At 33.9% G+C, this 15,969-nt stretch carries 12 protein-coding genes; all 12 read left to right on the forward strand.

Going from position 1 to position 15,969, the window contains the following annotated elements:
* The first annotated feature begins 225 nt into the window (after nucleotides 1–225).
* The 12 genes from DYE31_RS06015 to thrS all read left to right on the forward strand — a co-directional run bounded on the left by DYE31_RS06015 (nucleotide 226) and on the right by thrS (nucleotide 15,949).
* The gene (locus tag DYE31_RS06015) at nucleotides 226–1,344 is read left to right on the forward strand and encodes a citrate synthase (RefSeq protein WP_046099201.1); all 1,119 of its coding nucleotides are present in this window, start codon (nucleotides 226–228) and stop codon (nucleotides 1,342–1,344) included.
* A gap of 63 nt (nucleotides 1,345–1,407) precedes the next feature.
* The gene (gene icd / locus DYE31_RS06020) at nucleotides 1,408–2,673 is read left to right on the forward strand and encodes an NADP-dependent isocitrate dehydrogenase (protein WP_015900545.1); all 1,266 of its coding nucleotides are present in this window, start codon (nucleotides 1,408–1,410) and stop codon (nucleotides 2,671–2,673) included.
* A gap of 179 nt (nucleotides 2,674–2,852) precedes the next feature.
* A complete protein-coding gene (locus DYE31_RS06025; protein ID WP_015900544.1) occupies nucleotides 2,853–3,569 on the forward strand; it encodes a response regulator transcription factor in 717 nt (238 codons plus the stop codon).
* Complete coding sequence (gene pnpS, locus DYE31_RS06030) at nucleotides 3,566–5,275, forward strand: two-component system histidine kinase PnpS (protein WP_015900543.1); 1,710 nt, start codon at nucleotides 3,566–3,568, stop codon at nucleotides 5,273–5,275. Before DYE31_RS06025 ends, pnpS begins: the two co-directional genes overlap by 4 nt.
* Nucleotides 5,276–5,370: 95 nt before the next feature.
* Nucleotides 5,371–8,001 carry a DNA polymerase I gene (polA, locus tag DYE31_RS06035; RefSeq protein ID WP_015900542.1) on the forward strand — a complete coding sequence of 877 codons (2,631 nt, stop codon included), beginning with the start codon at nucleotides 5,371–5,373 and terminating at the stop codon, nucleotides 7,999–8,001.
* 15 nt (nucleotides 8,002–8,016) lie between these two features.
* Nucleotides 8,017–8,889 (forward strand): bifunctional DNA-formamidopyrimidine glycosylase/DNA-(apurinic or apyrimidinic site) lyase, encoded by an 873-nt coding sequence (gene mutM, locus DYE31_RS06040; RefSeq protein WP_015900541.1) that lies wholly within the window; start codon nucleotides 8,017–8,019, stop codon nucleotides 8,887–8,889.
* 17 nt (nucleotides 8,890–8,906) lie between these two features.
* Nucleotides 8,907–9,533 carry a dephospho-CoA kinase gene (gene coaE, locus DYE31_RS06045; RefSeq protein ID WP_015900540.1) on the forward strand — a complete coding sequence of 209 codons (627 nt, stop codon included), beginning with the start codon at nucleotides 8,907–8,909 and terminating at the stop codon, nucleotides 9,531–9,533.
* Between the two features lie 156 nt (nucleotides 9,534–9,689).
* Complete coding sequence (locus DYE31_RS06050) at nucleotides 9,690–10,712, forward strand: glyceraldehyde-3-phosphate dehydrogenase (protein ID WP_046099205.1); 1,023 nt, start codon at nucleotides 9,690–9,692, stop codon at nucleotides 10,710–10,712.
* Nucleotides 10,713–10,865: 153 nt separating this feature from the next.
* The gene (nrdR, locus tag DYE31_RS06055; RefSeq protein ID WP_015900538.1) at nucleotides 10,866–11,339 is read left to right on the forward strand and encodes a transcriptional regulator NrdR; all 474 of its coding nucleotides are present in this window, start codon (nucleotides 10,866–10,868) and stop codon (nucleotides 11,337–11,339) included.
* 2 nt (nucleotides 11,340–11,341) lie between these two features.
* Complete coding sequence (locus DYE31_RS06060; protein ID WP_015900537.1) at nucleotides 11,342–12,763, forward strand: replication initiation and membrane attachment family protein; 1,422 nt, start codon at nucleotides 11,342–11,344, stop codon at nucleotides 12,761–12,763.
* Nucleotides 12,760–13,683, forward strand: a complete 924-nt coding sequence (dnaI, locus tag DYE31_RS06065; RefSeq protein WP_015900536.1) for a primosomal protein DnaI — start codon at nucleotides 12,760–12,762, stop codon at nucleotides 13,681–13,683. Before DYE31_RS06060 ends, dnaI begins: the two co-directional genes overlap by 4 nt.
* 322 nt (nucleotides 13,684–14,005) lie before the next feature.
* A complete protein-coding gene (thrS, locus tag DYE31_RS06070; RefSeq protein WP_015900535.1) occupies nucleotides 14,006–15,949 on the forward strand; it encodes a threonine--tRNA ligase in 1,944 nt (647 codons plus the stop codon).
* Nucleotides 15,950–15,969: the final 20 nt, after the last annotated feature.

The raw sequence follows: 15,969 nt of genomic DNA on the forward strand, positions 1-15,969 counted from the left end.
AAAATGACACATCATAAAAAGTGGATTTTAATGAACTAAAAACAATTAAAATGTAATAAGTGTACGAGTGGAGGGCGTTTTGGGGGTAAAAACCTTTTAGATACTAGCTTTGTATGTATATTTACATGTTTATAAGAGTTGCTTAATTGTTCACAAAATCGCGATAATTGGATATAATAACAAATGAAAGCCATTTCAATTTGTTATAGAAAAGGGGAAATTAATATGGCAGAATTGCAAAAAGGTTTAGAAGGGGTAATTGCAGCTGAAACGAAAGTGAGCTCAATTATCGATAGCCAACTGACATATGCGGGTTACGACATCGATGATTTAGCAGAAAATGCTTCATTTGAAGAAATTATCTTCTTACTATGGAATTACAGACTTCCAACACAAGAAGAACTAGATGAGTTGAAAAGTAAGTTGTATGAATATGGTACATTAGATGACAAAGTATATGAACACTTTGAAGACTATGCTACTAATCATGTACATCCAATGACAGCTTTAAGAACATCTGTTTCTTACATTGCGCATTTTGATGAAAATGCCGAAAGTGAAACTGATGAAGAAAAATTAGAACGTGCAATTAGAATTCAAGCTAAAATGGCTTCATTAGTAGCTTCATTCCAACGTGTTCGTGAAGGTAAAGAACCAGTTAAACCTAAAGAAGGTTTAAGCTATGCAGCTAACTTCTTATATATGTTACGTGGGGAAGTACCTACTGACATTGAAGAAGAAGCATTTAACAAAGCTTTAGTATTACATGCGGACCATGAGTTGAACGCATCAGCATTCACAGCTCGTTGTGCTGTATCTTCATTATCAGATATGTACTCAGGAATTGTTGCTGCAGTAGGTTCATTAAAAGGACCATTGCATGGTGGTGCAAACGAACGTGTTATGAATATGTTATCTGAAATCAAATCAGTTGATGATGTAGAACCATATTTAGACAAAAAATTCGAAAATAAAGAAAAAATCATGGGCTTTGGTCACCGTGTTTATAAAAACGGCGATCCACGTGCGAAATATTTAAAAACAATGAGTAAGAAAATTACAGATGAAACAGGTCAAAAACACTTATATGATATCTCAGTGAAAATTGAAGATATTATGAAAGAACGTACAGGCATTATTGCTAACGTTGACTTCTATAGTGCGACTGTTTATCATAGCATGAATATTCCACACGACTTATTTACACCAATCTTTGCAATCAGCCGTACTTCAGGTTGGTTAGCACATATCTTTGAACAATATAGAGATAACCGTATTATGAGACCTCGTGCGAAGTATATCGGTGAAACTAATCGTGTATATGTTCCAATTGAAGAAAGATAGGTCATAGTGTTTTAGTATATGAAATGCAAAAACTTATAATTTTAAGTAACGGAGGAATTATTAATGGCACCAGAAAAAATTGTTAAACAAGAAGACGGTTTATTAGTACCAAACAACCCAATTATCCCATTCATTATCGGAGACGGAATTGGACCAGATATCTGGAGAGCATCACGTCGTGTTTTAGATGCTGCTGTAGAAAAAGCTTATAATGGTGAAAAGCAAATTGAATGGAAAGAAATTCTAGCAGGTCAAAAAGCGTACGATACTACTGGAGAATGGTTACCACAAGAAACACTTGATGCAATTGAAGAATATTTAATTGCTATCAAAGGACCTCTTACTACACCAATCGGTGGCGGTATCCGTTCATTAAACGTAGCTTTACGTCAAACATTAGATTTGTTTGCTTGCTTACGTCCTGTACGTTGGTTCAAAGGTGTACCATCACCAGTTAAACGTCCAGAAGATACTGATATGGTTATTTTCCGTGAAAATACTGAAGATATTTATGCAGGTATCGAATTTAAAGAAGGTACTCCGGAAGCTGAGAAATTAATCAAATTCTTACAAGATGAAATGGGTGCAACAAATATCCGTTTCCCTGAAACTTCTGGTATTGGTGTTAAACCAGTATCTAAAGAAGGTACAGAACGTTTAGTTCGTTCAGCTATCCAATATGCAATCGATAACGATCGTAAATCTGTAACTCTAGTACACAAAGGTAATATCATGAAATTTACTGAAGGTGCTTTCAAACAATGGGGTTATGATTTAGCTGAAAATGAATTTGGAGATAAAGTATTCACTTGGCAACAATATGATCGTTTAGTTGATGAAAAAGGTAAAGACGAAGCAAACAAAATTCAAGATCAAGCAGTTGCAGACGGTAAAATTATCATTAAAGATTCTATCGCTGACATCTTCTTGCAACAAATTTTAACTCGTCCAGCTGAATACGATGTAGTAGCAACTATGAACTTAAATGGTGACTATATCTCTGATGCATTAGCTGCACAAGTTGGCGGCATCGGTATTGCACCAGGTGCAAACATTAACTATGACACTGGCCATGCTATCTTTGAAGCAACTCACGGTACAGCACCTAAATATGCAGATTTAGATAAAGTAAACCCTTCATCTGAATTATTAAGTGCAGTATTAATGTTAGAACACTTAGGTTGGCAAGAAGCTGCAGATTTAATTACAGCTTCAATTGAAAAAACAATCGCTTCTAAAGTTGTAACTTACGACTTTGCACGTATGATGGATGGCGCTACTGAAGTTAAAACATCAGAATTCGCTGATGAATTGATTAAAAATCTGTAATCAAAATCCATTACAGCTATACTGTCTACTCAGGCAGTATAGCTTTTTTTATTATTTGAAATCGCAAAAATTCAGATTATGAACTAATTGTTAAGTTTCTGTAAAGTTAATACATAGTATGTTATCTTTATGAAAATATAAGTTATAATTAGGTTGAAAAATACACAGGGGGTACGACCATGTCTCAAAAAATTTTAGTAGTCGACGATGAACAATCAATTGTAACTTTACTGAAATACAACTTGGAAACTGCAGGTTATATTGTTGAAGTTGCATATGATGGAGAAGAAGCACTTCAAAAGTTAGATGCAGTACAACCGGATTTAGTAGTTTTAGATGTAATGCTTCCAAAACTGGATGGAATTGAAGTATGCAAAACAATTCGTTCTGATAAGAACTTAGTTCCTATCTTAATGTTGACTGCCAAAGATGATGAATTTGATCGTGTACTAGGCTTAGAGCTTGGTGCAGATGATTATATGACTAAACCATTTTCACCTAGAGAAGTAGTTGCACGTGTAAAAGCCATTTTAAGGCGTTCTCAACAAGTTCAAAGTGTCAAAGAGGACGAGAATGATAACGAGGATGTTATTATTGGTTCCATCAAGATTAGACCCGAGTATTTTGAAGTATATAAAAATAATGAATTATTAGAATTAACACCTAAAGAATTCGAATTATTATTGTATTTGATTGAACGCCAAGGCAGAGTCATTACAAGGGAACATATGTTGAATTCTGTATGGAATTATGAATTTACAGGTGATTCACGTATTGTTGATGTGCATATCAGTCATTTAAGAGATAAATTGGAAGAAAACCCTAAGCAGCCGAAACTTATTAAAACTGTCCGTGGTTTAGGCTATAAATTAGAAAGACCGAAATCTGCTAATTGAAGTTTTATACAAGATTACTGCTTACGCTCGTAACATTGATTGTCTCTTGTCTCATTGCTTTAGGATTACTGATTAATCATGCTATTTATACCACTATTTCAGGTAGAGATAGTGAAAATTTAAAAAATGATGCAGAAAGAGTCAATGAGTCTTATCAAGCACATCAAGATAATGCTATTAGGGAATATGCACGCTTGAATGATTTTGCGATTACTGTACATAGAAATTCTGATCATAAAGTTTTATTCAAAGCTGGAAACAATGTACCGGCGAATGAGAACATCAATGTTGTCGGAAATCCATCCAATTTAATTTATGACACACACAAAGGTAATCATCGATTTACCTATAAATATATTGATAATGATCATCACATTATTATCTCAGGGTATAATAATGAAATTTCACAACTTCAATTTGAAGCATGGAAGTATATTGTGATTATAGGTATGTTTATATTAGCAGTCGTATTTTTAATTGTTAGAAATATCAACAGAACTTATATCCGTCCAATTAATGATGTTACTTATGCTACGAAATTATTAGCGCAAGGTCATTATCATATCCGTGTTCCTGAAAGTAATGTGAAAGAAACAAGAGCATTATTTGTAACGACCAATGAATTAGCACGTCGATTACAAAAAATGCATAACGAACAAAAAATTCAATCAAATCGATTGAAAACTACGTTAGAAAATATACCAAGTTCAGTTTTAATGATTGATAAATACGGTAAAATTGTTGTAGCGAATACAGCTTATTACGATATGTTCAATCCGGAAACAAGTGTTGTAAATAAAAATTACAATAGAGTTATTCAAGGAAAATTAAACACATTGATTATCAATGCTTTTAAAACTGAAAAAACGATTAATGAGCAAGTTGAAATATATATTAATAATGTACATGAAAAATATTTTGATACTGCTTGTGTACCAATTTTGTCGCGCAATAAAAAAAGACTGCAAGGTATGGTAGTTGTATTGCATGATATTACAAGTCTTAAAAAACTTGAAAACTTACGTCGGGAATTTGTAGCGAATGTTTCGCATGAATTGAAAACACCGATTACATCGATTAAAGGTTTTGCTGAAACATTGATTGATGGTGCGAAAAATGACGAGAATTCTTTAGATGAGTTTTTAAATATTATTCTGAAAGAGTCGAATCGTATTGAATCATTAGTTGAAGATTTATTAGATTTGTCTCATATTGAGCAACAAACTGAAATCAGAACTGAACGTGTTGATTTATCAGAAGTGACACAAACCACTGTAAATACGCTGTATGCTTATGCTCAAAGGAAAGCAATAGAAATCGATGCTGAAATTCAAAATCACGTCATGATTGATGCTGAAGCTTCAAAAATTGCACAGGTCGTGACGAACTTAGTCAGTAATGCGATTAATTATTCTTCAGATGAAAGCACCGTTTATGTACGCGTTTATCAAAAAGATGATAAACGTATATTAGAGGTGGAAGACCATGGTATCGGTATAGCGCCTGAAGAACAAAAGCATGTGTTCGAACGTTTCTACAGAGTAGACAAAGCACGCAGCAGGGATTCTGGTGGAACAGGACTTGGTTTATCGATCACCAAACATATTGTGGAAGCCTACCAAGGCCGGATACAAATTGAAAGTGAACCAGATGTAGGTACTACATTCCGTATTATTTTCTTTGATAATAAAACACGAAATTCATAATTAATATATGCGTCGGAAGTGATTCCGGCGCTTATTTTGTGAGTGAATTATGACTTATGATAAAATGGAATTAAATCAATTCAGGAGGTTATCACGTGGAAAAATTAGTATTGATTGATGGAAATAGTTTAAGTTTCCGCGCATTTTATGCTTTACCTCTTTTGACAAATCGTGCAGGTATCCATACAAATGCTGTATATGGATTCGCAATGTTATTAGAAAAAATTAAAAAAGAAGAACAGCCGACAAATTTTTTAGTTGCATTTGATGCAGGCAAAACAACATTCAGACATGAAACATTCGGTGATTATAAAGGCGGCAGACAAAAGACACCACCAGAATTGAGCGAACAATTTCCTTTAATTCGCCAATTATTAGATGCTTATCAGATTAAACATTATGAATTAGAGAACTATGAAGCGGATGATATCATAGGGACATTAAGTAAAGAAGCTGATAAAGCGGGTATCCAAACGATTATTGTTACAGGAGACAGAGATTTAACACAACTGGCTTCTGATAATGTAACAATTTATTATACGAAAAAAGGGGTTACAGATGTAGACCACTATACACCTGAATTTATTGCTGAAAAGTATAATGGTTTAAAACCTTCTCAAATCATTGATATGAAAGGATTAATGGGTGATACATCTGATAATATTCCAGGTATTGCTGGTGTTGGCGAAAAAACAGCCATTAAGCTCTTAAATCAATTCGAAACTGTTGAAAATTTATATGAACATATTGATGAAGTGTCTGGCAAAAAATTAAAAGAAAAACTTGAAAATGGACAAGAAGATGCATTCATGAGCAAACAATTAGCTACAATTAAACGAGATAGTCCAATTGAAGTTTCATTAAAAGATACAAAACTACCTGACGATGTAGATCAAACTGCAAAAATAGATTTGTTTAAAGAATTAGATTTTAAACAAATGCTTAATCAAATCGACGTAAGTGCAGAAGATAAAACAGAAGAAAAAAGAGAATACGAAGTAGAACACAACTTCGAAAATATCAACTTCAACGATTTATCAGAAGCATCAATTCATTTTGAAGTGGATGAAGGAGACTATTTAACAGCAGATATTCTTAAGTTCGGCATTCAAGCTGATGGACATTTTGTTGTCATTAATGCGGAACAAATTAATGACTATCCTGAATTAGTTGAATGGTTAGAGAATGATCAAACAAGAAAACGTGTATATGATGCTAAAAAAACTTATGCTGAAGCGCATCGCCTGAATATCGATATTAAAAATGTTTCATTCGATATTATGTTAGCAAGTTATATATTAGACCCATCAAGAAGTATTGATGATGTTTATTCAGTTGTTCATAATTACGGTCAAAATTACGTGGCTGAAGAAGTAAATATTTACGGTAAAGGACGTAAAAGACAAATACCTGAAGATGAGGTACTTGATACCTATATCGCTTCTATTTTAGATGCAATTTCTGAAAGTACACCAATTATGTATGATCAGCTTGAAGAGTTTAATCAACTTGATTTATTTGAATCATTAGAGCTTCCGCTCGCGCGTATTTTAGGAGAAATGGAAGAACTTGGTATTTATACAGATGTTGATGAACTAAAAGAAATGGAAAAAGAAATTCAAGGTAAATTAGATACCTTGATTACACGTATACATGATGCTGCAGGTGAAGACTTTAATATTAATTCACCTAAACAGTTAGGTGTAGTACTTTTTGAAAATCTCAAATTGCCTGTTATTAAAAAAACAAAAACTGGTTATTCAACTGCTGTAGATGTACTTGAGCAATTACAAGGTGAACATCCTATTATTGATGATATACTCGAATATCGTCAGCTTTCTAAATTACAATCAACGTATATCGAAGGTTTACAAAAAGTAATTCAAAATGACCATCGGATTCATACGCACTTCAATCAAACATTAGCTCAAACCGGAAGATTGTCTTCTGTGGATCCAAATTTACAAAATATACCAGTAAGATTAGAAGAAGGACGCAGAATCCGTAAAGCATTCAAACCGGCAGAACCAGGAAATGTTATCTTGTCAGCTGACTATTCACAAATCGAATTACGCGTGCTTGCGCATATTACTCAAGATGAAAGTATGATAAAGGCATTTAGAGAAGGGCATGATATTCATACGGCAACTGCAATGAAAGTATTCGGTGTAGAACCAGACGAAGTAGATAGTTTAATGCGCAGACAAGCGAAAGCAGTCAACTTTGGTATTGTTTATGGAATCAGTGATTACGGTTTAAGTCAAAGTCTTGGTATTACTAGAAAAGCTGCAAAGCAATTTATTGATGATTATTTAGATAGCTTCCCTGGTGTAAAACAATATATGAGCGATATTGTAAAAGATGCCAAAGCTAAAGGATACGTAGAAACTTTATTACACCGCCGTAGATATATTCCGGATATTACAAGCCGTAATTTTAATCGTAGAAGCTTCGCGGAACGAACAGCTATGAATACACCAATTCAAGGCAGTGCTGCTGATATTATAAAATTAGCCATGGTGAACTTTGATAAAGAAATTAAAAATAAAGATTTTCATGCGCATTTACTTTTACAAGTGCACGATGAGTTGATATTTGAACTTCCTGAAGAAGAAGTAGAAGCATTCAGTGCATTTATTGAAGATATAATGGATAATGCTATAGATTTAGACGTACCATTGCAAGTGGACACAAATTATGGCCCAACATGGTATGATGCAAAATAGAAAGAAGGAATTTGAATGCCGGAATTACCAGAAGTTGAACATGTAAAACGCGGCATTGAACCGTTAGTATTAAATCAACGTATTGAAGAAGTTGAGTTCTCAAATGCTGTCATTAACGGAAAAGAAATTGGAAAAGATACGATTATTAAACAAATAGATTTACCAATGTTTAAATTATATTCAGAAGGATATAAAATTACACGGGTGGAACGAAGAAGTAAATATATCCTTTTTCACATTGAAACAAATGATGATCAAAGGGTATTGGTAAGCCATTTAGGAATGTCAGGCGGGTTCTTTGTTGTTGATACATTAGATGATATTATTGTTCCAAATTATAAAAAACATTGGCATGTCAATTTTAAATTAAGTAATGGTAAACAACTTATTTATTCAGATATACGCCGTTTCGGTGAAATCAAGAATGTAGCAGATTTATCTGCGCATTCTTCTTTTTCCGATATGGCCCCTGAACCATTTGATGAAAATGCCTTTGCTCATTTTAAGCATCAATTAGAAACGAAAACATATCATAAAAAACCAATTAAACAAGTGATTTTAGATCATAAAGTTATCGCAGGATGTGGAAATATATACGCTTGTGAAGCTTTATTTAATGCAAAAATCAATCCTGAACGCAGTGCAGATTCATTAAATGATGATGAACAAAAACGTGTATTTGATGAAGTAGTGAAAGTATTACGTTTGGGTATTGAAAATGGCGGCACAAGTATTTCTTCATATCGCCATGCTGATGGTAAAACAGGTCAAATGCAAAATTACTTGCAAGTATATAAAAAGAAAGTTTGCCCAGTTTGCGGCGGACCGATTCAAACAAAAGTCATTGCGGGCAGAAACACACATTATTGTCCCCAATGCCAAAAATAGTATGAAGGAGTCATTTTATGGGGAAAGTGATAGGATTAACAGGCGGAATTGGTACAGGAAAATCTACTGTATCTAATTTATTGGAAGTTCATGGTTTTAAAATCGTGGATGCAGATGTCGCATCGAGAGAAGCGGTTGAAAAGGGCTCTGAAGGTTTACAACAAATAAAACAAGTATTCGGTGATAAAGCCATTGATCAAAATGGAGAAATGGACCGTAAATATATTGGCGAAATTGTATTTAATGATGCCAAAAAACGTAAAGAACTTAACCAAATTGTACATCCTATTGTCAGAGAAATTATGGATGAACAAAAAGAGCAATATTTAAGCGAAGGTTATAATGTCATTATGGATATACCATTACTATTTGAAAATAATCTTCAAGATACAGTTGATGAAACTTGGTTGGTCTATGCATCTGAAAGCATCCAAGTAGAAAGATTGATGGAACGTAATGACTTGTCTCAAGAAGAGGCAAAAGCAAGAGTTTACAGCCAAATTTCTATTGATAAAAAACGACGCATGGCTGATCATGTAATTGACAACAGAGGTACACTATTAGAATTGAAACAAAATTTAGAACAACTGTTGATGGATGAAGGTTATATCCAACAAGCTGACTATAACCAAGAGGAAGAATAAGTAAGCCTTTTCATTTGTTTTAGCACACTTTAAATTACTTATCATTTACGATAAGTAATTTTTTTGTTTATTTTTGTAAAACGCTTTCATTTTTAAATTATTATGCTATACTGATTCCATAAAGTATAACACATATAAAAACGAGGGGTGCTTTTTATGACAACGAATATTGCAATTAATGGAATGGGACGCATTGGACGTATGGTATTACGTATTGCTTCTAAAAATGATGATTTAAACGTAGTAGCAATTAATGCGAGTTATCCCCCAGAAACAATTGCACATTTAGTAAAATACGATACGACTCATGGTAAATATGATGGTGAGGTAGTACCTACTGAAAATGGTATTCGTATCGATGGTCATGATATTAAATTAGTTTCAGACCGTAATCCAGAAAACTTACCTTGGAAAGATTTAGATATCGATATTGTCATAGAAGCTACAGGTAAATTCAACCATGGCGATAAAGCAATTGCTCATATCAATGCCGGTGCTAAAAAAGTATTATTGACAGGACCTTCAAAAGGCGGACATGTTCAAATGGTTGTTAAAGGCGTAAACAATGATAGCCTTGATGTTGAAGAGTATGACATTTTCAGTAATGCTTCATGTACTACAAACTGCATTGGTCCAGTTGCTAAAGTATTAAATGATAACTTTGGAATTGAAAACGGCCTAATGACAACTGTACATGCTATTACAAATGATCAAAAAAATATTGACAATCCTCATAAAGATTTACGTCGTGCACGTTCATGCAACGAAAGCATCATCCCAACTTCGACAGGTGCTGCGAAAGCACTTAAAGAAGTATTACCAGAATTAGAAGGTAAATTACATGGTATGGCGCTTCGTGTACCAACTAAAAACGTTTCACTAGTTGACTTAGTTGTAGATTTGAAGAAAGATGTAACAGCTGAAGAAGTGAATAAAGCCTTTGAAGATGCAGATTTAGACGGTGTTTTAGCTGTTTCTGACGAACCATTAGTTTCAGTTGACTTCAATACAAATCCTAACTCAGCAATTGTTGATTCAATGTCAACTTTAGTTATGGATGATAAAAAAGTAAAAGTTATTGCATGGTATGACAACGAATGGGGTTATTCAAACCGCGTTGTAGACATTGCAGTACAAATTGGCGAATTATTAAATGCTAAAGAAAAAGCAACAGCATAATTACACATATTCAAATATATTTTCACCAGCTGATTGGAAGTAGGGCTCCAGTCGGCTGGTTTTTTATGTAATAAATCAGAAATGTTTCGCTTTCTTTTGTGTGAAGAAAGATTATAGTATAATAGGCATAATTAATGTGAGAGGTGAAAATGAATGAAATGCCCAAAATGTAATTCGACGCATTCTCGTGTAGTTGATTCCAGACATGCTGACGAAGCAAATGCAATTCGCAGACGCCGGGAATGTGAAAATTGCGGCACACGTTTTACAACATTTGAACATATAGAGATGAGTCCATTGATTGTTGTTAAAAAAGATGGAACACGCGAACAGTTTTTAAGAGAAAAGATTTTAAATGGGCTAGTTCGTTCATGTGAAAAACGTCCGGTCGGTTATCAGCAATTAGAAGATATTACAAATAAAGTTGAATGGCGCTTGCGTGATGAAGGCCAAGCGGAAGTATCTTCACGAGAAATAGGGAAACATGTTATGAATCTACTGATGCATGTCGATCAAGTATCGTATGTACGTTTCGCCTCAGTCTATAAGGAGTTTAAAGATGTTGATCAGTTGCTCGAATCTATGCAAGGTATTTTGCAAGAAAAGAATAAACGGAGTGACAATTAAGTATGTTCAATCAAGATGATTTTGGTATTCGACCGCAAGATCCGTTTAATGTATTTCAACCTGATAAACTTTCAGTTACACAATTAGAAGTATTGAATCGATTGATTACACCTTTAATTGGAACACAAGCCATAGGTGTTTATCATTACTTATCACAATTTGCAAACTCAAGCGTTAATCATTCAACCAGTCATTACGTTATTATGAGCGAATTGAAAATTAATCTTGGGGATTTTCGTGAAGAAATGAATCGGCTTGAAGCTATTGGATTAATTAAAACTTATGTTAAACATGGAAAAGAAAACTCTCATTTTGTGTACGAATTGATTCAACCGCCGACACCTAAGCAATTTTTCAATGATCCTATGCTTTCTGTTTATCTTTATAAAGAAGTGGATAAAAAACGTTTTCAAGAATTAAAACATTATTTTGAGCGACAACAAATGGATTTAAGCAATTATCAAGAAGTGACTCGCAACTTTACTGATGTGTTTAAAGTACCTAATCAAGCTTTTGATGCGATTCAAAAAAATGATATCCCTCAAACTGCTTCTTATAAAGGGATTAATTTAGATAGAGTCCATTTTGATTTTGAAACGCTGTATCAACTATTAAGCAATCATTTTGTCAGTTCAGAAATTGTCGAAGAACAAGCAAAAGGTCTGATTACTCAGCTTGCCGTTTTATATGGTATTACTCCAGAAGGCATGAAAGGGTTGATTTTAAAATCATTAACAAGCGGACAACGCATTTCTTATGAAGAATTAAGAAAACAAGCTCGCTCTTTCTATGCTATAGAACATGAGAATCAATTGCCGGCTTTAGAATCTAAAGTTGATATACAACCTTCTCCAGTGCAAAAACAAGAAGTTGTTGAATTAACCCAAGCCCCGCAAACTCCTGAAGAGTTTGAAAGCTGGTTTGAATTAATGGATTCAACGAGCCCGATTGATATGCTAGCAAGCTGGTCAAAATCCGAACCTACATTGAAACAAAAATATATGATTGAAGATTTGATGGTAAGGGAACAATTGCCGTTCGGTGTTATTAATATATTATTGCAATATGTGATGTTGAATAATGATATGCAGTTGCCGAAATCTTATATTCAAGAAATTGCATCTAATTGGAAAAAGAAAGAATTGGCATCAGCTGAACAAGCGTATCATCACGTAAAAGAAATGAAAAAAGCGGAAAAACAACGTAAAACCAAACAAAACAATAACCAACGCAACTTTAAGAATTATGGTCAGCAAGTTGCATCAAAAGAAATTACTCCAGAATGGCTGATTAGAGGAGATCATAAAAAAAGACGCGGCAAACAAAATAAACCGCAAACCGATTCTGGCGATCAAAGTTTAGCTCAAGATAGAGCGGAGTTTTTAAAACATTTAAATGAAACATGGAAGGAGGATGACGAATGAAGCGGTTCAGTAATATAATGCAGACATCTCCTGATTTTCAAAAGCGATTTGAAAAAATCAAGAAAGATGTTATTAACGATCCAGATGTAAAACAATTTTTAGAAACGCATCAATCAGAATTAACGAATCGAATGATTGATGAAGATTTGAACATTTTACAAGAATACAAAGACCAGCAAAAACATTATGATGGTCATGATTTTGCAGACTGCCCGAATTTTGTTAAAGGGCATGTGCCAGAACTTTATATTGAAAACGACCGTATTAAAATCAAATATTTACCTTGTCCTTGTAAAATTAAACATGATGAAGCTCAACGAGAAGCACATCTTATTACATCACATCATATGCAGCGAGATACATTGAATGCTAAATTAAAAGATATTTATATGGACAAACGTGATAGATTAAATGTTGCGATGGTTGCTGATAAGTTTTGTAAAGATGTAATTGCAGAAAAGGAAAATGTAAAAGGTTTATATCTATATGGATCTTTTGGGACAGGGAAGTCCTTTATTTTAGGCGCAATTGCGAATCAATTGAAATCAAAGAAAATACCTTCAACCATTGTTTATTTACCAGAGTTTATTCGTACTTTAAAAAATGGCTTTAAAGATGGTTCATATGAAAAGAAATTACAACGAATCAGAGAAGCCAACATATTAATGTTAGATGACATTGGTGCAGAAGAAGTGACACCGTGGGTAAGAGATGAAGTCATCGGTCCATTACTTCACTATCGTATGGTGCATGAACTTCCGACATTGTTCAGCTCGAACTTAGATTTTAATGCACTTGAACATCATCTTTCTATTACACGCAACGGTGCAGAAGAGACCAAAGCTGCTAGAATTATGGAGCGTATTAAATCTTTAGCAACACCGTATGAACTTGTTGGAGAGAACTATCGTGACGATTGAAATTTTGAAAAAATGAGTTATAATAAAGATAAATCTGAATTAACGTAAAAAATCGAGGATAAGATAGATTGCTTCTTGGTACACAGAAAACTGTTGTTGATGAGAATACAGTTATCATCGTAATTTGTTACTCCCTCGTTGATATCGATATTCGTAATGAATATCCGGCTCAAGACCGTTATCTTATGCAGAGATAGATAAATTCATGTGGGAATCATGTTTTTATCTGAACTAGGGTGGTATCGCGATAACCTCGTCCCTTTATTAGGGAGGAGGTTTTTTTGTTTTTACGTAGAGGATTATATATTGGAGGCGTTTATGAATGGATAAAATCAATATTACTTTCCCAGACGGAAACAGTACAGAGTTTGATAAAGGAATTACTACTGAGGAAATTGCTCAATCAATCAGTCCAGGACTTCGTAAAAAAGCCGTGGCTGGTAAATTCAATGACAAAATGGTGGATTTAACTCGTCCATTAGAAGAAGATGGATCAATTGAGATTGTGACACCGGGCAGTGATGAAGCACTAGAAGTTTTACGTCATTCTACTGCTCATTTAATGGCACAAGCATTAAAACGTTTGTATGGGGATGTTAAATTCGGAGTTGGACCAGTTATTGATGGCGGCTTCTATTATGACTTTGATACAGATGTTAAAATTTCTTCTGATGATTTCCCTGAAATCGAAAAAACAATGAAACAAATTGTGAATGAAAATTATAAAATTGAACGTAAAGTAGTGAGTCGTGAAGAAGCAAAGGAATTCTTTAAAGATGATCCTTATAAATTAGAATTAATTGATGCGATTCCTGAAGATGAGTCAGTGACATTATATTCACAAGGTGAATTTACTGATTTATGCCGTGGAGTACATGTGCCATCAACTTCTAAAATTAAAGAATTTAAATTATTATCAACTGCAGGTGCTTACTGGAGAGGCGACAGCAATAATAAAATGCTGCAACGTATTTACGGTACTGCTTTCTTCGATAAAAAAGATTTGAAAGCACACTTGAAAATGTTGGAAGAACGAAAAGAACGCGATCACCGTAAAATCGGTAAAGAATTAGACTTGTTTATGAATAGCCAACTTGTTGGTGCTGGTTTACCACTATGGTTGCCAAACGGTGCAACAATTCGTCGTGAAATCGAACGTTATATTGTTGATAAAGAAGTTGCACTAGGTTATGACCATGTTTATACTCCTGTAATGGCCAATGTAGAACTTTATAAAACATCTGGACACTGGGATCACTATCAAGATGACATGTTCCCACCAATGAAATTAGACGAAACAGAAGAAATGGTACTTAGACCTATGAACTGTCCGCACCATATGATGATTTATAAAAATAAACCTCATTCTTATAGAGAATTGCCAATTCGTATTGCAGAATTAGGTACAATGCATCGTTATGAAGCAAGTGGTGCTGTATCTGGACTTCAACGTGTCCGCGGTATGACTTTGAATGACTCTCATATCTTTGTAAGACCGGATCAAATTAAAGAAGAATTCAAACGTGTTGTTGAATTGATTCTTGATGTATATGAAGACTTTGGTTTTGAAAATTACAGTTTCCGATTAAGTTATCGTGATCCTGAAGATAAAGAAAAATACTTTGACGATGATGAAATGTGGGAAAGAGCAGAATCAATGTTGAAAGAAGCAGTTGATGAAATGGGCTTGCCATATGAAGAAGCAATTGGTGAAGCAGCTTTCTACGGCCCTAAACTTGATGTACAAGTTAAAACTGCAATGGGTAAAGAAGAAACTTTATCAACAGCACAACTTGACTTCTTATTACCTGAAAGATTTGACCTTGCTTACATTGGTAAAGATGGTGAAGAACATCGTCCTGTAGTTATTCACCGTGGTGTAGTTTCTACTATGGAGCGTTTTGTTGCATTCTTAACTGAAGAAACAAAAGGTGCTTTTCCAACTTGGTTAGCGCCAAAACAAGTTGAAATCATCCCTGTTAATGTTGATTTGCATTATGATTATGCAAGACAAATTCAAGATGAATTGAAATCTCAAGGTGTACGTGTAGAAATTGATGATCGTAACGAAAAAATGGGATACAAAATCCGTGAAGCACAAATGCATAAAATACCTTATCAACTTGTAATTGGTGATAAAGAGATTGAAAACAATGAAGTAAATGTAAGAAAATATGGTTCAAAAGATCAAGAAACTGTAGAAAAAGATGAATTTATCTGGAATTTAGTAGATGAAATTCGTTTAAAAAAACAAAGACAAAATTAAGACCTTGAAATATATGATTG

Source organism: Staphylococcus carnosus, from assembly GCF_900458435.1.
Lineage (GTDB): Bacteria > Bacillota > Bacilli > Staphylococcales > Staphylococcaceae > Staphylococcus > Staphylococcus carnosus.

Excerpts from the sequence above, each read along its gene's own strand:
- DYE31_RS06015 (WP_046099201.1), top strand. The coding sequence starts at position 226 with ATGGCAGAATTGCAAAAAGGTTTAGAAGGGGTAATTGCAGCTGAAACG.
- icd (WP_015900545.1), top strand. The coding sequence starts at position 1,408 with ATGGCACCAGAAAAAATTGTTAAACAAGAAGACGGTTTATTAGTACCA.
- DYE31_RS06025 (WP_015900544.1), top strand. The coding sequence starts at position 2,853 with ATGTCTCAAAAAATTTTAGTAGTCGACGATGAACAATCAATTGTAACT.
- mutM (WP_015900541.1), top strand. The coding sequence starts at position 8,017 with ATGCCGGAATTACCAGAAGTTGAACATGTAAAACGCGGCATTGAACCG.
- coaE (WP_015900540.1), top strand. The coding sequence starts at position 8,907 with ATGGGGAAAGTGATAGGATTAACAGGCGGAATTGGTACAGGAAAATCT.
- DYE31_RS06050 (WP_046099205.1), top strand. The coding sequence starts at position 9,690 with ATGACAACGAATATTGCAATTAATGGAATGGGACGCATTGGACGTATG.
- nrdR (WP_015900538.1), top strand. The coding sequence starts at position 10,866 with ATGAAATGCCCAAAATGTAATTCGACGCATTCTCGTGTAGTTGATTCC.
- DYE31_RS06060 (WP_015900537.1), top strand. The coding sequence starts at position 11,342 with ATGTTCAATCAAGATGATTTTGGTATTCGACCGCAAGATCCGTTTAAT.
- dnaI (WP_015900536.1), top strand. The coding sequence starts at position 12,760 with ATGAAGCGGTTCAGTAATATAATGCAGACATCTCCTGATTTTCAAAAG.
- thrS (WP_015900535.1), top strand. The coding sequence starts at position 14,006 with ATGGATAAAATCAATATTACTTTCCCAGACGGAAACAGTACAGAGTTT.